Below are 22,385 nucleotides of genomic sequence, written 5' to 3'. Positions count from 1 at the left end.
CTCCTCATGTGGACTCGTTTGCCATTGTGGCAAAAAACACCTTCACCTCGGACGGCAACGGACGCCCGGTGCGGTGTGCCCGCTCCAGCACCTGCCAGAAGTAGCGGTAGCTGGCGCGGTCGTGCAACTGCCCGGCGTGCTGCACCGGCGCCCACTGCGCCGCATGGGCCAGCGCAATGATGTCGGCCGCGCGCGCGATTTCGTCATCCTGCGGCGCAAAGGCCAACAGGATGGGGCGGATCTGGTCGGGGTGGATGCTCCACATGCGCGTGTACCCCAGCTGCTGCGCGGCTTGCGACGCCGCCCGGTGCATGGCCTGCGCGTCCTTGAACTCGGTGACCACGCAGTGAGAGGGCACCTTGCCGTGGGCGTGGCAGGCACTGGCTATATCGAGCTTGGCACGCAACACCAGCGGGTGGCTGAACTGGCCCGCCACCCCCATGCCAGACGCCGGTATGGCGCCACCATGGGCGGAGACGAAGTCCATGAGGCCGAAGCTGATGGACTGCACACGCGGGTGGCCCGCGATGTCGAAAGCGCGGTGCACCGCAGCGGGTGACTCGACCAGCACATGCAGCGGAATGCTGCCTGTGCCACGGGATGCCGCGTCGATGGCCGCCACGGCCCGTTCGACATCGGCGAGCGACTCGACCTTGGGCACCATCACATGGCACCAACGGTGACCGGCCCGGCCCACCACCGTGGCCACATCGGCCTCAAATGAAGGGTGGTCCACCGCATGCACCCGCACGGCCACGCGGGCTTCGGGCGCAGCGGCCAATGCCAGTTCGCTCACCAGCGCAGCGTGTTCGGCTTCGCCGCCCACGGGGGCGCCGTCCTCGCAATCGAGCGTGACGTCGAACACGCAGGCGCCGAACTCGGCCGTCATCTCGGCCTGCAATTGCAGGCTCTTTCGCATGCGCCCTTCCACACCGCTGTAGTGGTCGCACACGGGCAGTGCAAAAGCGCCGCCCTGGGCTCCCAGCAACACGGCGGCAGGATGTGCGCTCACGGTCGAGTTACCAAGCGGTTACCACAGCAGGGCTGGGTCAGACCAGGTGCTTGACGCCGTCCTGCTCGCCTTGCAGCTCGGCCAGGGTCTTGTTGATGCACTCTTGGCTGAAGGCGTCGATGGCCAGGCCTTCGACGATCTTGTATTCGCCACCTTCGCAGGTGACGGGGAAGCCGAACATGACGTCCTTGGGGATGCCGTATTCGCCATTGGACGGGATGCCCATGGTGACCCATTCGCCGTTGGTGCCCAGGGCCCAGTCGCGCATGTGGTCGATGGCGGCGTTGGCGGCCGATGCAGCGGAGGACAGGCCACGCGCTTCAATGATGGCGGCACCGCGCTTGCCCACGGTGGGCAGGAACACGTTGGCGTTCCATTCCTGGTCGTTGATCATGTCCTTGACCGAAGCGCCATCGATGGTGGCGAAGCGGTAGTCGGCGTACATGGTGGGCGAGTGGTTGCCCCACACGGTGAGCTTCTTGATGGAGGCCACGGCTTTGCCGGTCTTGGCGGCGATCTGGCTCAGGGCGCGGTTGTGGTCCAGGCGCAGCATGGCGGTGAAGTTCTTGCGCGGCAGGTCCGGCGCGGCCTTCATGGCGATGTAGGCGTTGGTGTTGGCGGGGTTGCCCACCACCAGAACCTTGACGTTGCGCGAAGCGACGGCGTTCAGGGCCTTGCCCTGGGCGGTGAAGATGGCGCCGTTGATGGCCAGCAACTCGGCACGCTCCATGCCCGGGCCACGCGGACGCGAGCCGACCAGCAGCGCGTAGTCGGTGTCCTTGAAAGCGGTCATCGGGTCGCTGTGGGCTTCCATGCCGGCCAGCAGCGGGAACGCGCAATCTTCCAACTCCATCATCACGCCCTTGAGCGCCTTCTGGGCCTTCTCGTCGGGGATTTCCAGGAGTTGCAGGATGACGGGTTGGTCCTTGCCCAGCATTTCGCCCGAGGCGATGCGGAACAGCAATGCATAACCGATTTGACCTGCTGCGCCGGTGACGGCCACACGAACGGGCTTCTTGCTCATGAAAAACTCCAGTGGAAGTGAGAAAGGCGGATGAAAAACGGTGCGCTGTCGCCGCCCAGACAAGCCCTGGGCAACGACTTGCATCAAAACCAGGCCCGAGTGTACCCTCGCAAACCCGGACGAGTCAATTTGTCTTATGTCTTATATAAGATATGATTGACAATCGAACATCATGAGCCAGAACACGCCCCCACACTCTGCTGGCAACACCACACCAGCACCCCAGACGGACGGTCTGACAGGCGGCGGCACGCCAGCGTTCAGCCCGCTGTACCAGCAGATCAAATCATTGATCCTGCAAAGCCTGCAGGCGGGCGAATGGAAGCCGGGCGACACCATCCCCAGCGAATTCGATCTCGCTGCCCGCTTCAAGGTCAGCCAGGGCACCGTGCGCAAGGCCATCGACGAACTGGCGGCCGACAACCTGCTGGTGCGCCGTCAGGGCAAGGGCACGTTTGTGGCCACCCACGCTGAGCAGCACATCCAATACCGCTTCCTGCGGCTTCAACCAGACGAGGGCGACCAGCGCAGCGAAGGTCCGGCCGAACGCAACATCATCGAATGCCGCCGCCTGCGCGCGCCGGCCGAGATCGCGCGCCTGCTGGGTTTGCGCAGCGGCGATCCCGTGCTGCAGGTGCGCCGCGTGCTGGCCTTCCATGGCGTCCCAGCCATCCTGGAGGACCTGTGGTTGCCTGGTGTGCCGTTCAAAGGCCTGACAGTTGAAACCCTGGCCGCCGACCGCGGGCCGATGTACGCCTTGTTTGAAACCCAGTTCGGCGTGCGCATGGTGCGGGCCGAAGAAAAAATCAAGGCCGTCGCGGCCGACGCGGAATCGGCCCCCCTGCTGGACGTGGCTCAGGGCACCCCCTTGCTGAGCGTGGAGCGCATTGCCCACACGTACAACGACGTGCCCATGGAGCTGCGCCGAGGCCTTTACCGCACCGACACCCACCACTACCGCAACGAGTTGAACTGAACACACCCACCCATTCACTCGGGTACCGGTATCTACGCACAGGTGGCATGTTGCATTGCAATAGAATTTGACAGCCGCCCGTCAGGGATTCCGGTCAAAGTTACCATCCGGTTACCACCCGTTCCATCGCCCGAAAATGAAAGCCAAGCCATGAGTGAGCTGACAAAAAAACGGCCTGAGTTCCGCAACATCAATGCCTTGTCGGACCTGCCAACCTACCGCCTGCCTGCGGCCGGCTGGGTGTCCATCCTGCACCGCGCCAGCGGCGCGTTGATGTTCGTTCTCATGCCCTTCATCATCTGGATGTTCGACACCTCGTTGTCATCCGAGTTCTCTTACGAACGTTTCACCTCGGCCTTCGGCGCTGGCATCGGCTTCGTGCCGGGCTGGTTCATCAAGCTGGTGGCGCTGGCCCTGATCTGGGCCTACCTGCACCACTTCATTGCCGGCGTGCGCCACCTGTACATGGACATGACGCATTCGGTGACCAAAGAGTTCGGCAAATCGTCGGCCACCGTCACCCTGGTGCTGTCCATCGCGCTGACCGTGGTGCTCGGCGCCAAGCTGTTCGGCCTGTACTGAAAGAGGATCACACATGTCCGTCAATTACGGTTCCAAGCGCGTCGTCAGCGGCGCCCACTACGGCCTGCGCGACTGGCTGGCCCAGCGTGTCACCGCCGCCCTGATGGCGTTGTTCACCATTGCCCTGCTGGTGCAGGTCATCTTCACCAGCGGTCCGCTGGGTTATGAAGGCTGGGCCGGCATTTTTGCCGCCCAGTGGATGAAGGTACTGACCTTTGTGGTCATCGTGGCCCTGCTCTACCACGTGTGGGTGGGCATGCGCGACATCTGGATGGATTACATCAAACCTGTGGGTGTGCGCCTGGTGCTGCACGTGTTCACGCTCGTCTGGCTGGTGGGTTGCGCCGGCTGGGCCTTCTCTGTTCTCTGGAGGCTGTAAGCCATGACCCAAACCTCTTCCCTGCCCAAGCGCAAATTTGACGTCGTTATCGTCGGCGCTGGTGGCTCCGGCATGCGCGCCTCGCTGCAGTTGGCACGCGCCGGTCTGAACGTGGCCGTGTTGTCCAAGGTTTTCCCCACCCGCTCGCACACCGTGGCAGCACAAGGTGGCGTGTCCGCGTCGCTGGGCAACATGAGCGAGGACAGCTGGGAGTTCCACTTCTACGACACCGTCAAGGGTTCCGACTGGCTGGGCGACCAAGATGCCATCGAGTTCATGTGCCGTGAAGCCCCCAAGGTGGTGTACGAGCTGGAACACTTCGGCATGCCCTTCGACCGCAACCCGGACGGCACCATCTACCAACGCCCCTTCGGCGGCCACACCGCCAATTACGGCGAAAAGCCGGTGCAACGCGCTTGCGCAGCGGCCGACCGCACCGGCCACGCCATGCTGCACACCCTGTACCAGGCCAACGTGGCGGCACGCACCACCTTCTTCGTCGAATGGATGGCGCTGGACCTGATCCGCGACGCCGACGGCGACTGCGTGGGCGTGACCGCACTGGAAATGGAAACCGGCGAGACCTATGTGCTGGAAGCCAAGACCGTGCTGCTGGCCACTGGCGGCGCTGGCCGCATCTTCCAATCGTCCACCAACGCGTTCATCAACACCGGTGACGGCCTGGGCATGGCGGCGCGTGCAGGCATCGCACTGCAAGACATGGAGTTCTGGCAGTTCCACCCCACCGGCGTGGCCGGCGCGGGCGTGCTGTTGACCGAAGGCTGCCGTGGCGAAGGCGCCATCCTGCTCAACAGCAATGGCGAACGCTTCATGGAGCGCTACGCGCCCACGCTGAAGGACCTGGCGCCGCGCGACTTCGTGTCACGCTGCATGGGCCAGGAGATTCTGGAAGGCCGTGGCTGTGGTCCCAACAAGGACTACATCCACATGAAGCTGGACCATCTGGGTGCCGAAACCATCCGCAAGCGCCTGCCCTCGGTGGAAGAGATCGGCCACAACTTCGCCAACGTCGACATCACGCGCGAACCCATCCCGGTTGTGCCCACCATCCACTACCAGATGGGCGGTATCCCGACCAACATCAACGGCCAGGTGGTTGAGCGCTTCAACGGCGAAGACCGGCCTGTCAACGGCCTGTACGCCGTGGGCGAATGCTCTTGCGTGTCGGTGCACGGCGCCAACCGCCTGGGCACCAACTCGCTGCTGGACCTGCTGGTGTTCGGCAAGGCCGCTGGCAACCACATCATCGCCAACGTCAACCCCAAGCAGGAGCACAAGCCCCTGCCGGCCAACGCCGCCGACGCCACCCTGGCCCGCCTGGCTCGCCTCGACAGCAACAAGGACGGTGAGTACGCCCAGGACATCGCCAACGACATGCGGGCCATCATGCAGCAGCACGCTGGCGTGTTCCGCAGCCAGGAGACGATGGACGAAGGCGTGAAGAAGATCGCCGCGCTGCGCAGCCGCATTGGCAACATCGGCCTGAAGGACAACTCCAAGGTCTTCAACACCGCCCGCGTGGAAGCGCTGGAAGTGGAAAACCTGATGGAAGCCGCCCAGGCCACCATGGAAAGTGCCGCCGCCCGCAAGGAATGCCGTGGCGCCCACTTGGTGCGCGACTACGAACACGACGTGACCCACCCGACCTGCCCGCTGGGCCGCAACGACGCCGAGTGGATGAAACACACCCTGTGGTACATGGAAGGCAACCGCCTGGACTACAAACCGGTGCGCATGAAGCCCCTGACCGCTGAAACGGTGCCACCCAAGCCCCGCACCTTCTGACCGGACCCGAGCGAACACAAGGAACTGAAACATGGCACAACGCACTTTCAAGATCTACCGCTACGACCCGGACAAGGACGCCAAGCCCTACATGCAGACCATCCAGGTCGAGCTGGACGGCACCGAGCGCATGCTGCTGGACGCACTGGTCAAGCTCAAGGCCGTGGACCCCACACTGTCCTTCCGCCGCTCCTGCCGCGAAGGGGTCTGTGGCTCCGACGCCATGAACATCAATGGCAAGAATGGCCTGGCCTGCTTGACCAACCTGAACACACTCAAGGGCGACATCGTTCTGAAACCGCTGCCTGGCCTGCCGGTGGTGCGCGACCTGATCGTCGACATGACGCTGTTCTTCAAGCAGTACCACTCGATCAAGCCCTACCTGATCAGCGACACGCCGCCGCCCGAGCGCGAGCGCCTGCAGAGCCCCGAGGAGCGCGACGAGCTCAACGGCCTGTACGAGTGCATCCTGTGCGCCAGCTGCTCGACCAGCTGCCCCAGCTTCTGGTGGAACCCCGATAAGTTCGTCGGCCCGGCTGGTCTGCTGCAGGCCTACCGCTTCATCGCCGACAGCCGCGATGACGCCACCGCCGAGCGCCTGGACAACCTGGAAGACCCCTACCGTCTGTTCCGTTGCCACACCATCATGAACTGTGTGGACGTCTGCCCCAAGAGCCTGAACCCCACCAAGGCGATTGGCAAGATCAAGGAACTGATGGTCCGCCGGGCTGTGTAAAAGCATGGTCACGACGCAAAGCCCTTTGCTTGACGAGCGTGCCCTGAGCAAGCTCAAGTGGCGTTGCCGCCGTGGCCTGCTCGAAAACGATTTGTTCATCGAGCGTTTTTTTGCCAGGCACGAAACTGGCTTGACGGTACACCAGGCCGACGCCTTGGGCGATTTGATGGACCTGTCCGACAACGATCTGCTTGATCTGTTGCTCGGTCGCAAATCACCCGAAGGTGCGCTGGCCCGTGCCGACATCGTTGAGCTTCTGGCCCTGTTGCGGCAGCCGCCTGAGCACCACATTCATCTGTAACCGAGGACAAGCGCATGAAACTTGCAGACAACAAAGCCACCCTGTCGTTCAGCAACGGCAGCCCCAGCATCGATTTGCCCGTGTACCAGGGCAACATCGGTCCGGACGTGATCGACATCCGCAAGCTTTACGCGCAGACCGGCATGTTCACCTACGACCCGGGCTTCCTGTCCACCGCGTCGTGCCAGTCGGCCATCACCTACATCGATGGCGACAAGGGCGAGCTGCTGTACCGCGGCTACCCCATCGAGCAATTGGCCACCGGCGCCGACTACCTCGACACCTGCTACCTGCTGCTCAACGGCGACCTGCCCAACGCCACCCAGCAAAAAGATTTCCACAAGCTTGTGACCAACCACACCATGGTCAACGAGCAAATGCAGTTTTTCCTGCGTGGCTTCCGCCGCGACGCCCACCCCATGGCCATCTTGACCGGCCTGGTGGGTGCGATGTCGGCCTTCTATCACGACAGCACCGACATCAACAACCCGGAACACCGCAACATCGCGGCCATCCGCCTGATCGCCAAGATGCCCACCCTGGTGGCCATGGCGTACAAGTACAAGATCGGCCAGCCCTACATCTACCCCAAGAACGACCTGAGCTACGCCGGCAACTTCTTGCGCATGATGTTTGCCACGCCGTGCGAGGAATACAAGGTCAACCCGGTGCTGGAGCGTGCGCTGGACCGCATCTTCATCCTGCACGCCGACCACGAGCAGAACGCCTCCACCTCCACCGTGCGCCTGTGCGCCTCCTCGGGCACCAACCCGTTTGCGGCCATCGCGGCGGGCGTGGCCTGCCTGTGGGGCCCGGCTCACGGCGGCGCCAATGAAGCCTGCCTGAACATGTTGGAAGACATCCAGGCACAGGGTGGTGTGGCCAAGGTCGGCGAGTTCATGGAGAAGGTCAAGGACAAGAACTCCGGCGTCAAGCTGATGGGTTTTGGCCACCGCGTCTACAAGAACTACGACCCGCGCGCCAAGCTGATGCAGGAAACCTGTAACGAGGTGCTGGCCGAGCTGGGTCTGGAAAACGACCCGCTGTTCAAACTGGCCAAAGAGCTGGAAAAGATCGCTCTGGAAGACGACTACTTCGTGCAGCGCAAGCTCTACCCGAACGTGGACTTCTACTCCGGCATCGTGCAGCGCGCCATCGGCATCCCGGTCAACCTGTTCACCGGCATCTTCGCGCTGGCCCGCACCGTGGGCTGGATCGCGCAGCTGAACGAAATGATCAGCGACCCCGAATACAAGATCGGCCGTCCGCGCCAGTTGTTCACCGGCTCGGTCAAGCGCGACGTGAAGCCTGTGAGCCAGCGCTGATTTTTTCAGCCTTCCGCCAAAAAAGCCCGCAGCTGTTGCGGGCTTTTTTGTTTTTTGGTGCTGAGTCCTCGCGGAATTGCGCGACGTGGGCGCCCTGCGCCGCTCGTGTCCCCCAGCGGCTACGCCGCTTCCTCCTTTACCTCGCTTTGCAGGACGCCCACGCCACGCAATCCACAGACACCATTGCACACCCACGCTGGTACGCCCACCTGCTTGCAAACCAAGGGTGCCGGCTGGCCCACGCAGTGAGGTATAGGAGGAGCCGGCGCAGCCGGCGGGGGACACGAACGAAGTGGGCCACCCGGCGCCCTCGGTCCACCAACCATGCGCGCCAGGCATCCAAACCCAACACCCCAGCCATCACATTTCGATACGGCTAAGCCAACACAAAAGGTAGAAAATACACACCCCATCGCCAACCGCGATGAAACCCAATGCTCTCCGAACGCAACTTCGCCCGCCAGATCGACCTCACCTCGCTGCAGCTGTTTGTGGCGGTGTGTGAACTCGGCAGCATCGGCCGCGCAGCCGAACGGGAGTTCATCGCCGCCTCTGCCGTCAGCAAGCGTTTGTCGGACCTGGAGGCGACGCTGGGCACTCAGCTGCTCTACCGCCACGCACGCGGTGTGCGCCTGACCCCCGCTGGCGAAAGCCTGCTGCACCACGCCCGCAGCATGATGTTCAGCCTGGAAAAGATGCAGGCGGAACTCAGCGAATACGCCGACGGCGTGCGTGGCCACGTGCGCATGCACGCCAGCATCTCGGCCATCGTGCAATTTCTGCCTGAAGACCTGGGTGCCTTCACCCACGCCCACCCCCAGGTCAAGATCGACCTGGAAGAGCACCTCAGCGCCGAGGTGCTGCGCGCGGTGCAGGAAGGTGCGGCCGACATCGGCATTTGCAATGGCGCGGCCGGCACCGGCGAGCTGCAGACGCTGCCCTACCGCCAGGACCACCTGGCCCTGGTGATGCCGCTGCACCACCCGCTGGCCAACGCACCCGAACTGCCGTTTGAAGCAGCCCTCGATTTCGACCTGGTGGGCCTGCACACCAACAGCTCCATTCACCAGGCCATCCACCAAGCGGCCACGCAAGCGGGCCGGTCGGTGCGGTTGCGCATCCACGTCACCGGGCTGGACGCCATGTGCCGCATGATCGCCAACGGCCTGGGCCTGGGCGTGATGCCGCTGCGTGCCTTCGAGCTGATGCGCGCCACCGACACGCTGCACGCCGTGCCGCTGACCGATGCATGGGCTGCGCGGCAACTCATGTTGGCCGCACGTGATTTCTCCACCCTGCCTGTGACCGCCCGCCTGCTGGTGGACCACCTGCAAGCCCGCGCGAACGGCATGCCTTCCGCCCACGCCGCATAAAATCTTTTTCTCCCCAACGAGGTACGCCCATGGCACGCACGCTCTACGACAAAATCTGGGACGAACACGTCGTCCACACCGAAGAAGACGGCACCGCCGTGCTCTACATCGACCGCCACCTGGTCCATGAAGTCACCAGCCCGCAGGCTTTCGAAGGCCTGCGCGAGGCCGGCCGCAAAGTCTGGCGCATCAGCTCCATCGTCGCCACCGCCGACCACAACACCCCCACCACGGGGTGGGAGCAGGGCTACGACGGCATCACCGATCCGATCAGCAAAGAGCAGATCACCACGCTGGACAGCAACATCAAGGAATTCGGCTCGGCGGCCTACTTCCCCTTCCTGCACAAGCGCCAGGGCATCGTGCACGTGATCGGCCCCGAAACCGGCGCCACCCTGCCCGGCATGACGGTGGTGTGCGGCGATAGCCACACCAGCACCCATGGCGCCTTTGGCGCGCTGGCACACGGCATCGGGACCAGCGAGGTGGAGCACGTGATGGCCACGCAGACGCTGCTGGCCAAAAAGGCCAAAAACCTGCTGATCAAGGTCGAAGGCCAGCTCGGCAAAGGCGTGACCGCCAAGGACGTGGTGTTGGCCATCATCGGCAAGATCGGTACCGCCGGCGGCACCGGTTACACCATCGAATTCGCCGGCAGCGCCATCCGCTCGCTGAGCATGGAAGGCCGCATGACGGTGTGCAATATGGCCATCGAAGCCGGTGCCCGTGCGGGTCTGGTGGCGGTGGACGAAAAGACCATCGAATACGTGCGAGGCAAGCCGCTCTCCCCCAAGGGCGTCGAGTGGGACCAAGCCGTGGCCTACTGGAAAACGCTGCACTCCGACGCCGACGCCAAGTTCGACGCCGTGGTCGAACTCAAGGCCGAAGACATCGTGCCGCAGGTCACCTGGGGCACCTCGCCCGAGATGGTGCTGGGTGTGGACGCCAGCGTGCCCGATCCCGACAAGGAAAAAGACGCCAACAAGCGTGGTGCCATTGAGCGTGCACTGACCTACATGGGCCTTCAGCCCGGCAAGCCGCTCAACGACATTTTTGTCGACAAAGTGTTCATCGGCTCCTGCACCAACAGCCGCATTGAAGACATGCGCGAAGCCGCCGCCGTGGTCAAGAAGCTGGGCCAGAAAGTGGCCAAGAACGTCAAGCTGGCCATGGTGGTGCCGGGCTCAGGCGTGGTGAAAGAACAAGCCGAACGCGAAGGTCTGGACGTGATTTTCAAGGCCGCCGGCTTTGAATGGCGCGAACCCGGTTGCAGCATGTGCCTGGCCATGAATGCCGACCGGCTGGAGCCGGGCGAGCGTTGCGCCAGCACCAGCAACCGCAACTTTGAAGGCCGCCAGGGCGCGGGTGGCCGCACCCATTTGGTTTCTCCCGCCATGGCGGCCGCTGCGGCCGTGCATGGCCACTTCGTCGACGTCCGTCAATTCGCCTGAAAGGAACCCAGATGAAAACCATCGCCACCCTGATCGCTGCCGCCTTCCTGCTGGCCCTGGCCGGCTGCAACACCATGGCAGGCATTGGCAAAGACGTGCAAAAAGCCGGCTCGGCCGTTGAAAACGCAGCGAAGAAATAAATGCAAAAGTTCACCATTCACCAGGGCGTGGTCGCGCCCATGGACCGCGAGAACGTCGACACCGACGCCATCATCCCCAAGCAGTTCCTCAAGTCCATCCGCAAGACGGGCTTTGGCCCCAACCTGTTCGACGAGTGGCGCTATCTGGACAAGGGCGAGCCCGGGCAAGACCCCGCCTCGCGCAAGCCCAACCCGGACTTCGTGCTCAACCAGCCGCGCTACCTGGGTGCGTCTGTGCTGCTGGCGCGCAAGAACTTCGGCTGTGGCTCGTCGCGAGAACATGCGCCCTGGGCCATCGACCAGTACGGCTTCCGCGCGGTGATCGCACCCAGCTTCGCCGACATCTTCTTCAACAACTGCTTCAAGAACGGCCTGCTGCCCATCGTGCTGAGCGAGTCGCAAGTGGCCCAGTTGTTCGACGAAGTCCACGCCTTCCCAGGCTACCAACTGACCATCGATCTGGAGCGCCAGGTCATCGTCAAGCCCCAGGGCGAGGAAATCCCGTTTGACGTGCAGCCCTTCCGCAAGTATTGCCTGCAGGGCGGCCTGGACGACATCGGCCTGACCTTGCGCCACAAGGACAAGATCCAGGCATTTGAAGCCCAACGACTCGCCACCAAACCCTGGTTGGCCCACACCCTGTAAGCACATCTCATGAAAATCGCAGTTCTTCCTGGTGACGGCATCGGCACCGAAATCGTGGCCGAAGCGGTCAATGTGCTCAATGCGCTGGACCTCAAGTTCGAGATGGAGCACGCCCTGGTGGGCGGCGCCGCTTTTGATGCGCACGGCCACCCGCTGCCCGAATCGACGCTTAAATTGGCCATGGCCAGCGACGCCGTGCTGTTCGGCGCTGTCGGCGACTGGAAATACGACAAGCTCGACCGCCCACTGCGCCCCGAGCAGGCCATCCTGGGCCTGCGCAAGCACATGGGCCTGTTCGCCAACTTCCGTCCGGCCATCTGCTACGAGCAACTGGTGGGCGCCTCCAGCCTCAAACCCGAGCTGATCTCTGGCCTGGACATCCTCATCATCCGCGAGCTGACCGGCGACATCTACTTCGGCCAGCCGCGCGGCCGGCGCACCGCCGTTGACGGTCACTTCCCCGGCACCGAGGAAGCCTTCGACACCATGCGCTACAGCAAGCCCGAGATCGAGCGCATCGCCCACGTCGCCTTCCAGGCCGCGCGCAAGCGCAACAAGAAAGTGACCAGCGTGGACAAGGCCAACGTGCTGGAAACCTTCCAGTTCTGGAAAGACGTGGTCACCGAGGTGCACACGCAGTACCCCGATGTGGAGCTGCAACACATGTACGTGGACAACGCGGCCATGCAGTTGGTGAAAGCGCCCAAGGCCTTCGACGTGGTGGTCACCGGCAACATGTTCGGCGACATCCTGAGCGACGAGGCGTCCATGCTCACAGGCTCCATCGGCATGCTGCCCTCGGCCAGCCTCAACGCAAAAGGCCAGGGCCTGTACGAACCCAGCCACGGCAGCGCGCCCGACATCGCCGGCAAAGGTGTTGCCAACCCGCTGGCCACCATCCTGAGCGCCGCAATGATGCTGCGCTTCAGCCTGAACCAGCCTGACGCCGCCGACCGCATCGAAGCGGCGGTGCAAAAGGTGCTGGCGCAGGGCCTGCGCACGCCCGACATCTACAGCGAAGGCACCACCAAGGTGGGCACGGCTGAGATGGGCGCGGCGGTCGTGAAGGCGCTCGCCTGAGCGCCAGCGACACAGCGGATGTTTGTAAGGCACGGCCAAGCAAGCATCCGCTACAATCCTTTTCCATGTTTGCCGCCTACCCGTTCGACCTGAACACAACACCTGCCGCCACGGCCGGTGTGGCTGCGCGCGCAATCACCACCACCACGACCATTAAGGGCTGATCCAGCTCCGTTTCGTCGTGCGCCCTCCCTGGCCAGACGAGCCGGGGCAAACAGTCTGGTCTGTACTGTTTTTTAAACTGAAAGGGCATCGATATGAGCAAGTTGGTAGGTTTGGTCGGCTGGCGCGGCATGGTCGGCTCGGTGTTGATGGATCGCATGGCCGAAGAGAAAGACTTCGACCTGATCGAGCCCCTGTTTTTCTCCACGTCAAACGCCGGCGGCAAAGCCCCGGCGATGGCCCGCAACGAAACCACGCTGCAGGACGCCTACGACATCGCCGCCCTCAAGCGCTGCGACATCGTCATCACCGCCCAGGGCGGCGACTACACCAGTGAAGTGTTCCCCAAGCTGCGTGCCGCTGGCTGGAACGGCCACTGGATCGACGCCGCCTCCACCCTGCGCATGGACAAAGACGCGGTCATCATCCTCGATCCGGTCAACATGCCCGTCATCAAGGACGCACTGGCCAAGGGCGGCAAGAACTGGGTCGGCGGCAACTGCACTGTGAGCTGCATGCTGATGGGCGTGGGCGCGCTGTACAAAGCCGGCCTGGTGGAGTGGATGAGCACGCAGACCTACCAGGCCGCGTCGGGCGGTGGTGCCCAGCACATGCGCGAGCTGCTGACGCAATACGGCACACTCAACGCCGAAGTGAAGGCGCTGCTGGATGACCCCAAGAGCGCCATCCTGGAAATCGACCGCAAGGTCATCGCCAAACAGCGCAGCCTGAGCGCTTCTGAGACCGCCAACTTCGGCGTTCCCCTGGGTGGCTCGCTGATCCCCTGGATCGACAAGGACCTGGGCAATGGCCAATCCAAGGAAGAGTGGAAGGGCATGGCCGAAACCAACAAGATCCTGGGCCTGGGCGCCGACTTCGGCTCCAGCGCCATCCCGGTGGACGGTTTCTGCGTGCGCGTGGGCGCCATGCGCTGCCACAGCCAGGCACTGACCTTCAAGCTCAAAAAGGACGTGCCCGTGGCCGACATCGAGGCCATGATCGCTGCCGACAACGCCTGGGTGAAAGTGGTGCCCAACACCCGCGAAGCCACCATCAAAGATCTGACGCCCGTGGCCGTGACCGGCACCATGACCATCCCGGTGGGCCGTGTGCGCAAACTGGCCATGGGGCCCGAGTACGTGGGCGCCTTCACCATCGGTGACCAGTTGCTGTGGGGCGCGGCCGAACCGCTGCGCCGCATGCTGCGCATCCTGCTGGACGCCTGACACCAGGCGCCGAACCCACGGGCGTTGCTGCAAGGCAACGCCTCAAGCCAGACAAAGGCACCGACAGAAGCCGCTTGAAAACTCAAGCGGCTTCTCAGCTTGTCACCGTAACGCGTTGATGTTATGGTGATTTATTGACAATGTTGGCCGAGGTTTACGTGCATCCATCCAAACTCAAACCGCTCCCCTCCGACGCCAGCCCGAACCCGGTTCGTGGCGGACGTTTCGGGCTGCGCCTGAGCACCCTGGCCTGCGCGGCAGCGCTGGTGGCTGGTTTGCAGGTTACCCAGGCGTGGGCGCTAGCCCTGGGCCGCGCCACGGTGCAATCGGGATTGGGTGAGCCCCTGCGCGCCGAGATCGATGTGCCCAGCATCACCGCCGAAGAGGCGGCCAGCTTGAGCCTGCGCATCGGTGGCGCCGAAGCCTTCCGCGCGGCCGGCATGGACATGAACGCCATGCTCAGCGATGTGCAGTTCAACGTCGTGCGCCGCGCCGATGGACGCACCACCATCCGCCTGCAAAGCAGCCGCCCGGTCACCGAGCCCTTTCTGGACCTGATCGTGGAAGCCGAATGGGCCGCTGGCCGTCTGGTGCGCGGCTACACCATGTTGTTCGACCCGCCAGCACTGCGCGCGGCACAACAAACCCCGCCGCCCCTGCTGCCCGCAACACCACCCGTACCCGCAGCCCCTGCTGCAACACCCCGACCGGCCCCACCCGCAGCCGCAGTGACACCTGCCGTACCAGCCCCGGCGCCTGCGGCCACCCCGCCCAGACCTACCCGCCCTGCCGCAGCTCCCGCGCCTGCGCCAGCCGCTGCCCCGCGCGCAGGTGGCGAGGTGACCGTGCGCGCCGGCGACACCGCTGGCCGCATTGCCGCAGCCCACAAGCCGGCCAATGTGTCGCTGGACCAAATGCTGGTGGCGCTGCTGCAAAACAACCCCAACGCGTTCATTGGCAACAACGTCAACCGCATGAAAGCCGGCGTGGTGCTCAACCTGCCGGACGAACAGCAGGCCAGCGCGGTCGATGCCGGCACAGCACGACAAACCATCGCTGCCCAAAGCCGCGACTTCAACGAATTCCGCCGCCGGTTGGCAGGTGCGGCTGGCACGGCGCCAGCCACCGAAGGCAGCCGCGAGAGCGCGGGCCGCATCCAAACCGACGTGCAGGACAAAGCCGCCGCCGCGCCCGCGCCCGACCGCCTGACCTTGTCCAAAGGCGCGGCCGCAGCCGCAGGGCGTGAAGCCGACATCGCCAAGCAGCGCGAACAGCAGGAGGCCAGCACCCGCGTGGCCGAGCTCTCGCGCAACATCGACGAACTCAACAAGCTGCAGGGCAGCCAACCTGCGGGCGCGCCACCTGCTGCTGCGCCAGCACCAGCGCCGACAAACACCGCCGCACCTGCGGTGACCGCACCCACCGTGGCGCCCGCGCCCGCAGCCGAACCTGCTCCCGCACCGGCCGCCCCACCACCTCCTCCTCCGCCAGCGCCGGCTCCCAGCCCCGCTCCCGCTCCAGTGGCACCCGCCTCTGACTCGGGCGACATGCTGCAAGGGCTGATGGACAACCCGCTGGTCCTGCCCGCCGCTGGCGGTCTGGCCGCACTCTTGGGTTTGTTGGCCCTGCTTCGCTTGCGCAAAAAGAAGGCAGGTGAAACGGGTGGCTCCACCGACGACAACGGCCAGCAAGGCGAATCCTTCTTCAGCGCCAGCGGCAACCAGCAAGCCGCAGGCGAGGAAGCGGCCGCAGGTGCGGCCTCATCCATGATGTATTCGCCCAGCCAGCTCGACGCCGCTGGCGACGTGGACCCGGTGGCCGAAGCCGACGTCTACCTGGCCTATGGCCGCGACGCGCAGGCCGAAGAAATTCTGAAAGAAGCCGCACGCCTGCACCCGGAACGGGTGGCGGTGCACAGCAAGCTGTTGGAAATCTATGCCAAGCGGGGCGACAAGGCGGCCATGGAGGCGGTGGCCAGCGAAATTTACGCCTTGACCAACGGCGCGGGCGACGATTGGGAACATGCCTGCCGCGTCGCACACGCGGTGGACCCCGACAACCCGCTCTACCAGATCCAAGGCGCCAGCCGCCTGTCGGCCGCCACCGTCGCCATGCCCATGGCGGCCGACGACACGCCGCCACCGCTGCCCACAGAACCCGACCCCAGTGCGGGCAAAAACGGGCTGGATCTCGACCTCGACTTCAACGACGCGCCAGCACCAGCACCCGCCCCGGCGCCCGACGTCGAATTGCCGGATCTGGCCGCTGAGCTGCCTTCCGAAACGCCGCCCAGTTCGGAGGCGCCACCACCCGAAGACAGTTTCGCGGTGGACTTCGATCTGGATCTGACCACGCCCGCTCCCGCCGCAGAAAGCCAGGCCGTGGCGCCTGCAGATGACGGCATGGGCCTGGACTTCGAACTTGATCTCGGTGCCGCCGACACGCCTGCGCCGTTGGAGCAGCCGCCCGCCGCCGTGGGCGAAAGCACCGAAGACCCGACGCTGGACCTTGACGCCTTCAATGCACTGGCCGCCGCCGAGCCCGCCGCACCTGCTGAAGCTGCGCCCTTGGAGCTGGACCTCAACGGCCTGAACCTCGATCTCGACACGCCCGCAGCCGAAGCCACATCACCGGTTGCACACATCGCCGACCCGCTGGAAACCAAACTCTCGCTGGCCGAGGAGTTCCAGGCCATCGGCGACACCGAAGGTGCGCGTTCGCTGGCCGAAGAAGTGCGCGACGAGGCCTCGGGCGAACTCAAGGCGCGCGCCGAAGCCTTCCTCTCCAGCCTCGCCTGATTTGAGAACCGCGCTCGGCGTCAGCTACAACGGCACGGCCTACCAGGGGTGGCAAAGCCAGCCCAGTGGCCGCACGGTACAGGATGCGCTGGAGCGCGCCCTGTGCCAGTTCACCACCCTGCCGCGCGTCGGCACCCTGTGTGCGGGCCGCACCGATGCCGGGGTGCACGGCCTGATGCAGGTGGTGCACTTCGACACCAACATCGAACGCCCCGACAACAGCTGGGTGCGCGGCACCAACCGCTACCTGCCGCCCGACATCGCGGTGCAATGGGCCAGGCCGGTGCCTGACACCTTCCATTGCCGCGCCAGCGCCACCACGCGGCGTTACGCCTACGTGCTGCTCGAATCGGCGGTGCGCCCCAGCGTGGATGCGGGCCGTGTGGGCTGGATCTTCCGCCCGCTGGCGCTCGACCCCATGCTGGCGGCCGCGCAGCACCTGCTCGGCAGCCACGACTTCAGCTCCTTCCGTGCGGCCGAGTGCCAGGCACTGTCGCCCGTGAAAGACCTGCGGCGCATCCACATCCAGCGCCGGGGCGCCTACTGGCGCTTCGAATTCGAGGCCGATGCCTTTCTGCACCACATGATCCGCAACATCATGGGCTGCCTGATCATGGTGGGCCAAGGCCTGCGCCCACCCGAATGGCTGGCCGAAGTGCGGGATGCGCGCCGGCGTGAGGTGGCTGCGCCCACCTTCTCGCCCGATGGGCTTTATTTCGTGGGGCCGGTGTACGACGCACAATGGGGGCTGCCCGATTCGGTGGCGGCATTTGACTGGCTCCCTGGATGACCCCTCCCATGCATCGCACCCGCATCAAAATCTGTGGCCTCACCCGCGAGGACGACGTGGCCGAAACGGTGGCGGCGGGCGCGGACGCCGTCGGTTTTGTGCTCTACCCGCCCAGCCCACGCGCCGTGTCCATAACGCGCATGGCCGAGCTGGCGCGCACCCTGCCCGCCTTCGTCACCCCGGTGCTGTTGTTCGTGAATGCGGACCCAGCCGAGGTGCGCGCGGCCGTTGATGTGGCCCCTCAAGCGCTGCTCCAATTCCATGGCGACGAGACACCGGCCTACTGCGCACAATTTCAACGGCCCTACCTGCGCGCGGCGCGCATTCCCACCGGCCCGGCCGGTGCGGGCTTTGATCTTCTAAAATACGCGCAAGACTTCGCCAGCGCCCAAGCCATCCTGCTCGATGCCCACATCGAAGGCTACGGCGGCGGCGGTCAATCCTTCGACTGGAACGCTTTCCCTTGGTCACACCCACAACTAAACGCCAGCTCTCGCCTCGTTTTGTCTGGTGGGCTCACACCTGCAAACGTGGCCGACGGCATTCAACGCGTACGACCCTGGGCGGTTGACGTGAGTTCGGGGGTCGAAAGTGCCAAAGGCATCAAGGACCCCCAGCGCGTGACCGCCTTCATTGAAGCGGTGCGCCAGGCCGACGCCCAGCGCTGAGCTTCACGCTCCCCGCGCCCGCCGCTCACTGCGGCTCCCCGTTTTTGAGAACGTCCATGATCGCCTACCAACAACCCGACGCCCGCGGCCACTTCGGCCCCTACGGCGGCAGCTTCATCAGCGAAACCCTCACGCACGCCATCAACGAGCTGCGTGAGGCCTACGCCAAATACCAGCACGACCCCGAATTCCTGCGCGAATTCAAGTACGAGCTGGCGCACTTCGTGGGCCGGCCCTCACCGGTCTACCACGCAGCGCGCACGAGTCGCGAGTTGGGCGGCGCACAAATTTTCCTCAAGCGCGAAGACCTCAACCACACCGGCGCCCACAAGATCAACAACGTGATCGGCCAGGCCATGCTGGCCAAGCGCATGGGCAAACCCCGGGTGATCGCCGAAACCGGCGCCGGCCAGCATGGCGTGGCCACCGCCACCATCTGCGCGCGCTATGGGCTGGAATGTGTGGTGTACATGGGCAGCGAAGACGTGAAGCGCCAAAGCCCCAACGTCTACCGCATGAAGCTGCTGGGCGCCACCGTGGTGCCGGTCGACTCAGGCAGCAAGACGCTGAAAGACGCACTCAACGAAGCCATGCGCGACTGGGTGACCAACGTGGAAAACACCTTCTACATCATCGGCACCGTGGCCGGCCCGCACCCATACCCCATGATGGTGCGCGACTTCCAGAGCGTGATCGGCGAAGAGAGCATCCAGCAAATGCCCGAGATGCTGGCGGCCGCTGGCTGCAAAACGCCCCAGCCCGACGCGGTGGTGGCTTGCGTGGGCGGTGGCAGCAACGCCATGGGCATCTTCTATCCCTACATTCCGTTTGAGAACACGCGCCTGATCGGCGTGGAAGCGGCGGGTGAGGGCCTGGACAGCGGCAAACACTCCGCCTCGCTGCAACTGGGCAGCCCCGGTGTGTTGCACGGCAACCGCACCTACATCCTGCAGGACGAGAACGGCCAGATCACCGAAACCCACAGCGTCAGCGCCGGCCTGGACTACCCCGGCGTCGGCCCGGAACACGCCTGGCTCAAAGACATCGGCCGCGCCGAGTACGTGGGCATCACCGACACGGAAGCGCTGGAAGCCTTCCACCACCTGTGCCGCACCGAAGGCATCATTCCCGCGCTCGAATCCAGCCATGCCGTGGCCTACGCCATGAAGCTGGCCAAAACCATGACGCCCCAGCAGTCCATCCTGGTCAACCTCTCAGGCCGGGGCGACAAAGACATCGGCACCGTGGCCGACCTCTCCAACGCCGACTTCTACTGCCGGCCCAGCTGCCGTGGCCAGTCGGTCAAGGGCGGTGAACAAGCCATCAAGGTGACGAAATGAGCCGCATCGAACCCACGTTGAAAAAACTCAAGGACCAGGGCCGCAAGGCGCTGATCCCCTACGTCACCGCCGGTTTCCCCTATGCGGACATCACACCCTCTCTCATGCACGCCATGGTGGGCGCCGGCGCCGACATCATCGAGCTGGGCGTACCGTTTTCCGACCCCATGGCCGATGGCCCGGTGATCCAGAAAGCCGGTGAAAAGGCGCTGACGCTGGGCATTGGCACCGCCCAGGTGCTGGCCATGGTGCGCGACTTCCGCAAAAAGGACGACATCACGCCGGTGGTGCTGATGGGTTACGCCAACCCGGTGGAGCGCTACGACCTCAAACACGGCGCGGGCGCCTTCATCCGCGACGCGGCTGCGGCTGGTGTGGACGGCGTGCTGGTGGTGGACTACCCGCCGGAGGAATGCGAGGACTTCGCCGCTGCGCTCAAAGCAGCGGGTTTGGACCTCATCTTCCTGCTGGCCCCCACCAGCACCGACGAGCGCATGGCCCAGGTCGGTCGCGTCGCGAGCGGCTACGTCTACTACGTCTCGCTCAAGGGCGTGACCGGTGCCGGCCACCTGGACACCGACGCTGTTGAAGCCATGCTGCCACGCATCCGTGCGCAGGTGAGCGTGCCGGTGGGTGTGGGTTTTGGCATCCGCGATGCCGAGACCGCGCGCGCCGTGGGCCGCTCTGCCGACGCGGTGGTGATCGGCAGCAAGATCATCCAGCTCATCGAAGACCAACCCCACGAGCGTGTGGGCATCGTGGCCGCCGATTTCCTTCGCGGCATACGAAACGCGCTGGACGCATAGCACTTCAGCCCCCACGCTCCACCGCTTTGCGGGTCGCTGCCCCCCGAGGCGGAGCGGCCTTGCTTGGGGCGGCCCGGCGCGGCGGCCCCGCACACAACGCATAATTGCGTCACCAAACGACAGGAGACCCCATGTCCTGGCTTGAAAAGCTGCTCCCCCCGAAGATTTCCCCATCCGATCCGTCTGAGCGCCGCAGCGTGCCCGAAGGTCTGTGGATCAAGTGCCCCAGCTGTGAGGCCGTGCTCTACAAGACCGATCTGGAAAAAAACCAGAACGTCTGTCCCCACTGCAGCCACCACCACCGCATCGGTGCGCGCGCGCGGCTGGACGCGTTTCTGGACGCCGAGGGCCGCTACGAAGTGGGCCAGGAGGTCATTCCGGTGGACGCGCTCAAGTTCAAGGACAGCCGCAAGTACCCGGAGCGCCTGAAAGAGGCCCTGGAAGCCACCGGCGAAACCGACGCGCTGGTGGTCATGGGCGGTGCCGTCCATTCGCTGTCCGTAGTGGTCGCGTGTTTCGAGTTCGACTTCATGGGCGGCTCCATGGGCTCGGTGGTGGGCGAGCGTTTTGTGCGCGGCGTGGAAACCGCCATCGAACAGAAGGTGCCCTTCATCTGCTTCACCGCCACCGGTGGCGCGCGCATGCAGGAAGGCCTGCTGTCGCTGATGCAGATGGCCAAAACCAACGCCGCCCTGACCCGCCTGGCCAAGAAGGGCCTGCCCTACGTCAGCGTGCTGACCGACCCGACCATGGGCGGTGTGTCGGCCGGCTTTGCGTTTGTGGGCGATGTGGTGATTGCCGAGCCCAAGGCCTTGATCGGTTTTGCCGGCCCACGCGTGATCGAAAACACCGTGCGCGTGAAGCTGCCCGAAGGTTTCCAACGCGCCGAGTTTTTGCAGACCAAAGGTGCGGTCGATTTCATTTGCGACCGCCGCGAGCTGCGCGGTCAAATCGCCAGCATCCTGGCCATGCTGCAGCGCCAGAGCGCCGACGCTGTCGCCGCCGACTGAGAACCGCCCGCCTGGGCGGGATGGCTGGGCGCTGCCTACGCGGATGCGCCCAGCCGGGCGCAGGCCAGGCGCACCGCCGCGCTCACGGGGTTGACCACCCGCACAGACAACCGGGCTGACAAGCTGTCGGCCGCCGCGGCCAGCGGCCCGCCACCGATCACAATCGATTCGGCCCCATCCAGCCGCACGGCAGCATCGCACGCCTCCAGCAAGGCGTCGGACAGGGCCTGAGGTGAGTTCACCAGGTCTTGCGGCCGGCCTCGGGTGTAGCGCACCCCGGCCAGCAGCTGCGGTGGGGCGTGCAGGTGGGCCGCCTGCACCAGGCTGTGGTGCAGTTGTCGGGTCACGGTCACGATGGCGTAACGCCGACCCCCTTCGGCCGCCGCACGGATGCCGGCTTCGCCCAAGCCGGTGACAGCCTGACCAAAAGCATGTTGAAGGGGCTGCAGACCCGGATCGCCAAACCCCGCCACGATCAGCCCATCGCAGCCACCGCGCAGCAGCTTGGGGGCGTGGTCGGCCACCCCCAGGGCCGCGCGGGCAAGGCTGTCGGGCTCGGTGATCAGCGCCTCGCCATCGGGCAGGTTGCACGCTGCCACGCTCACCCCCGGTGGCGCCACCCGACGGGCAACCGCCAGCATCAGCGCGGTGGCCTGCTGGCTGGTGTTGGGGTTCAACAGCAGCAGGCGCAAGGGCGGGCGCGGGCTGGTGCTGCCCTCCGCCATCGCTTCCTGAGGCGTGTTGGCTGGCATGCG

22 protein-coding genes are annotated in these 22,385 nt (G+C 64.8%); 19 read left to right on the top strand and 3 right to left on the bottom strand.

Going from position 1 to position 22,385, the window contains the following annotated elements:
- Nucleotides 1–4 precede the first annotated feature (4 nt).
- Together ACFQPB_RS17570 and ACFQPB_RS17565 are read right to left on the bottom strand one after the other, a co-directional pair.
- Nucleotides 5–1,012, bottom strand: coding sequence for an HpcH/HpaI aldolase/citrate lyase family protein (locus ACFQPB_RS17570; protein WP_382226054.1), 1,008 nt, complete (start codon nt 1,010–1,012; stop codon nt 5–7).
- 37 nt (nt 1,013–1,049) lie between these two features.
- Nucleotides 1,050–2,036: a malate dehydrogenase gene (locus tag ACFQPB_RS17565; protein WP_382226051.1), complete on the bottom strand. Its 987-nt coding sequence runs from the start codon at nt 2,034–2,036 to the stop codon at nt 1,050–1,052.
- 172 nt (nt 2,037–2,208) lie between these two features.
- Here ACFQPB_RS17565 and ACFQPB_RS17560 point away from each other — a divergent pair, with 172 nt between their 5' ends.
- The 19 genes from ACFQPB_RS17560 to accD all read left to right on the top strand — a co-directional run bounded on the left by ACFQPB_RS17560 (nt 2,209) and on the right by accD (nt 21,630).
- Entirely contained in the window at nt 2,209–3,012 is an 804-nt protein-coding gene (locus ACFQPB_RS17560; RefSeq protein WP_382226049.1) for a GntR family transcriptional regulator, read from the top strand.
- 150 nt (nt 3,013–3,162) lie between these two features.
- Nucleotides 3,163–3,594, top strand: coding sequence for a succinate dehydrogenase, cytochrome b556 subunit (gene sdhC, locus ACFQPB_RS17555; RefSeq protein ID WP_382226046.1), 432 nt, complete (start codon nt 3,163–3,165; stop codon nt 3,592–3,594).
- Nucleotides 3,595–3,607: 13 nt separating this feature from the next.
- Nucleotides 3,608–3,973, top strand: a complete 366-nt coding sequence (sdhD, locus tag ACFQPB_RS17550; protein ID WP_382226044.1) for a succinate dehydrogenase, hydrophobic membrane anchor protein — start codon at nt 3,608–3,610, stop codon at nt 3,971–3,973.
- Nucleotides 3,974–3,976: 3 nt separating this feature from the next.
- Nucleotides 3,977–5,779: a succinate dehydrogenase flavoprotein subunit gene (sdhA, locus tag ACFQPB_RS17545; RefSeq protein ID WP_382226041.1), complete on the top strand. Its 1,803-nt coding sequence runs from the start codon at nt 3,977–3,979 to the stop codon at nt 5,777–5,779.
- 31 nt (nt 5,780–5,810) lie between these two features.
- The gene (locus ACFQPB_RS17540; RefSeq protein ID WP_382199315.1) at nt 5,811–6,515 is read left to right on the top strand and encodes a succinate dehydrogenase iron-sulfur subunit; all 705 of its coding nucleotides are present in this window, start codon (nt 5,811–5,813) and stop codon (nt 6,513–6,515) included.
- A gap of 4 nt (nt 6,516–6,519) precedes the next feature.
- Entirely contained in the window at nt 6,520–6,816 is a 297-nt protein-coding gene (locus ACFQPB_RS17535; protein WP_382226039.1) for an FAD assembly factor SdhE, read from the top strand.
- A gap of 14 nt (nt 6,817–6,830) precedes the next feature.
- On the top strand, nt 6,831–8,141 hold the full coding sequence (locus ACFQPB_RS17530; protein ID WP_382226038.1) for a citrate synthase: 1,311 nt from the start codon (nt 6,831–6,833) through the stop codon (nt 8,139–8,141).
- 434 nt (nt 8,142–8,575) lie between these two features.
- Nucleotides 8,576–9,514, top strand: coding sequence for a LysR family transcriptional regulator (locus tag ACFQPB_RS17525; RefSeq protein ID WP_382226037.1), 939 nt, complete (start codon nt 8,576–8,578; stop codon nt 9,512–9,514).
- A 29-nt stretch (nt 9,515–9,543) separates the two neighbouring features.
- On the top strand, nt 9,544–10,965 hold the full coding sequence (gene leuC / locus ACFQPB_RS17520) for a 3-isopropylmalate dehydratase large subunit (protein WP_382226035.1): 1,422 nt from the start codon (nt 9,544–9,546) through the stop codon (nt 10,963–10,965).
- Nucleotides 10,966–10,976: 11 nt separating this feature from the next.
- Nucleotides 10,977–11,105, top strand: a complete 129-nt coding sequence (locus ACFQPB_RS17515) for an entericidin A/B family lipoprotein (protein WP_382199310.1) — start codon at nt 10,977–10,979, stop codon at nt 11,103–11,105.
- Nucleotides 11,106–11,750 carry a 3-isopropylmalate dehydratase small subunit gene (leuD, locus tag ACFQPB_RS17510; protein WP_382226033.1) on the top strand — a complete coding sequence of 215 codons (645 nt, stop codon included), beginning with the start codon at nt 11,106–11,108 and terminating at the stop codon, nt 11,748–11,750.
- A gap of 9 nt (nt 11,751–11,759) precedes the next feature.
- Entirely contained in the window at nt 11,760–12,830 is a 1,071-nt protein-coding gene (gene leuB, locus ACFQPB_RS17505; RefSeq protein ID WP_382226030.1) for a 3-isopropylmalate dehydrogenase, read from the top strand.
- Nucleotides 12,831–13,087: 257 nt separating this feature from the next.
- On the top strand, nt 13,088–14,218 hold the full coding sequence (asd, locus tag ACFQPB_RS17500) for an aspartate-semialdehyde dehydrogenase (protein WP_382226027.1): 1,131 nt from the start codon (nt 13,088–13,090) through the stop codon (nt 14,216–14,218).
- 140 nt (nt 14,219–14,358) lie between these two features.
- The gene (locus ACFQPB_RS17495) at nt 14,359–17,016 is read left to right on the top strand and encodes a FimV/HubP family polar landmark protein (RefSeq protein WP_382226024.1); all 2,658 of its coding nucleotides are present in this window, start codon (nt 14,359–14,361) and stop codon (nt 17,014–17,016) included.
- A 1-nt stretch (nt 17,017) separates the two neighbouring features.
- On the top strand, nt 17,018–17,806 hold the full coding sequence (truA, locus tag ACFQPB_RS17490) for a tRNA pseudouridine(38-40) synthase TruA (RefSeq protein WP_382226021.1): 789 nt from the start codon (nt 17,018–17,020) through the stop codon (nt 17,804–17,806).
- Nucleotides 17,803–18,474, top strand: a complete 672-nt coding sequence (locus tag ACFQPB_RS17485) for a phosphoribosylanthranilate isomerase (RefSeq protein ID WP_382226018.1) — start codon at nt 17,803–17,805, stop codon at nt 18,472–18,474. Before truA ends, ACFQPB_RS17485 begins: the two co-directional genes overlap by 4 nt.
- Nucleotides 18,475–18,530: 56 nt before the next feature.
- Complete coding sequence (gene trpB / locus ACFQPB_RS17480) at nt 18,531–19,814, top strand: tryptophan synthase subunit beta (protein WP_382226015.1); 1,284 nt, start codon at nt 18,531–18,533, stop codon at nt 19,812–19,814.
- Nucleotides 19,811–20,620 carry a tryptophan synthase subunit alpha gene (trpA, locus tag ACFQPB_RS17475; protein WP_382226013.1) on the top strand — a complete coding sequence of 270 codons (810 nt, stop codon included), beginning with the start codon at nt 19,811–19,813 and terminating at the stop codon, nt 20,618–20,620. The genes trpB and trpA overlap by 4 nt, the downstream gene beginning before the upstream one ends.
- Before the next feature lie 131 nt (nt 20,621–20,751).
- Nucleotides 20,752–21,630 carry an acetyl-CoA carboxylase, carboxyltransferase subunit beta gene (gene accD, locus ACFQPB_RS17470; protein WP_382199301.1) on the top strand — a complete coding sequence of 293 codons (879 nt, stop codon included), beginning with the start codon at nt 20,752–20,754 and terminating at the stop codon, nt 21,628–21,630.
- A 35-nt stretch (nt 21,631–21,665) separates the two neighbouring features.
- Here the strand turns inward: accD and ACFQPB_RS17465 are convergent, their stop codons facing one another.
- The gene (locus tag ACFQPB_RS17465) at nt 21,666–22,382 is read right to left on the bottom strand and encodes an aspartate/glutamate racemase family protein (protein WP_382226010.1); all 717 of its coding nucleotides are present in this window, start codon (nt 22,380–22,382) and stop codon (nt 21,666–21,668) included.
- Between the last annotated feature and the right edge of the window lie 3 nt (nt 22,383–22,385).

The sequence above is a fragment of the Hydrogenophaga atypica genome, from assembly GCF_042665215.1.
GTDB lineage: Bacteria > Pseudomonadota > Gammaproteobacteria > Burkholderiales > Burkholderiaceae_C > Hydrogenophaga > Hydrogenophaga defluvii_A.
This window is presented reverse-complemented; position numbering and strand designations above follow the sequence as displayed.

What these genes read in the sequence shown, in the direction of transcription:
- ACFQPB_RS17565 (WP_382226051.1), bottom strand. Translation starts at nt 2,036, where the DNA reads ATGAGCAAGAAGCCCGTTCGTGTGGCCGTCACCGGCGCAGCAGGTCAA.
- ACFQPB_RS17560 (WP_382226049.1), top strand. Translation starts at nt 2,209, where the DNA reads ATGAGCCAGAACACGCCCCCACACTCTGCTGGCAACACCACACCAGCA.
- sdhC (WP_382226046.1), top strand. Translation starts at nt 3,163, where the DNA reads ATGAGTGAGCTGACAAAAAAACGGCCTGAGTTCCGCAACATCAATGCC.
- sdhD (WP_382226044.1), top strand. Translation starts at nt 3,608, where the DNA reads ATGTCCGTCAATTACGGTTCCAAGCGCGTCGTCAGCGGCGCCCACTAC.
- sdhA (WP_382226041.1), top strand. Translation starts at nt 3,977, where the DNA reads ATGACCCAAACCTCTTCCCTGCCCAAGCGCAAATTTGACGTCGTTATC.
- ACFQPB_RS17540 (WP_382199315.1), top strand. Translation starts at nt 5,811, where the DNA reads ATGGCACAACGCACTTTCAAGATCTACCGCTACGACCCGGACAAGGAC.
- ACFQPB_RS17535 (WP_382226039.1), top strand. Translation starts at nt 6,520, where the DNA reads ATGGTCACGACGCAAAGCCCTTTGCTTGACGAGCGTGCCCTGAGCAAG.
- ACFQPB_RS17530 (WP_382226038.1), top strand. Translation starts at nt 6,831, where the DNA reads ATGAAACTTGCAGACAACAAAGCCACCCTGTCGTTCAGCAACGGCAGC.
- ACFQPB_RS17525 (WP_382226037.1), top strand. Translation starts at nt 8,576, where the DNA reads ATGCTCTCCGAACGCAACTTCGCCCGCCAGATCGACCTCACCTCGCTG.
- leuC (WP_382226035.1), top strand. Translation starts at nt 9,544, where the DNA reads ATGGCACGCACGCTCTACGACAAAATCTGGGACGAACACGTCGTCCAC.
- ACFQPB_RS17515 (WP_382199310.1), top strand. Translation starts at nt 10,977, where the DNA reads ATGAAAACCATCGCCACCCTGATCGCTGCCGCCTTCCTGCTGGCCCTG.
- leuD (WP_382226033.1), top strand. Translation starts at nt 11,106, where the DNA reads ATGCAAAAGTTCACCATTCACCAGGGCGTGGTCGCGCCCATGGACCGC.
- leuB (WP_382226030.1), top strand. Translation starts at nt 11,760, where the DNA reads ATGAAAATCGCAGTTCTTCCTGGTGACGGCATCGGCACCGAAATCGTG.
- asd (WP_382226027.1), top strand. Translation starts at nt 13,088, where the DNA reads ATGAGCAAGTTGGTAGGTTTGGTCGGCTGGCGCGGCATGGTCGGCTCG.
- ACFQPB_RS17495 (WP_382226024.1), top strand. Translation starts at nt 14,359, where the DNA reads ATGTTGGCCGAGGTTTACGTGCATCCATCCAAACTCAAACCGCTCCCC.
- ACFQPB_RS17485 (WP_382226018.1), top strand. Translation starts at nt 17,803, where the DNA reads ATGACCCCTCCCATGCATCGCACCCGCATCAAAATCTGTGGCCTCACC.
- trpB (WP_382226015.1), top strand. Translation starts at nt 18,531, where the DNA reads ATGATCGCCTACCAACAACCCGACGCCCGCGGCCACTTCGGCCCCTAC.
- trpA (WP_382226013.1), top strand. Translation starts at nt 19,811, where the DNA reads ATGAGCCGCATCGAACCCACGTTGAAAAAACTCAAGGACCAGGGCCGC.
- accD (WP_382199301.1), top strand. Translation starts at nt 20,752, where the DNA reads ATGTCCTGGCTTGAAAAGCTGCTCCCCCCGAAGATTTCCCCATCCGAT.
- ACFQPB_RS17465 (WP_382226010.1), bottom strand. Translation starts at nt 22,382, where the DNA reads ATGCCAGCCAACACGCCTCAGGAAGCGATGGCGGAGGGCAGCACCAGC.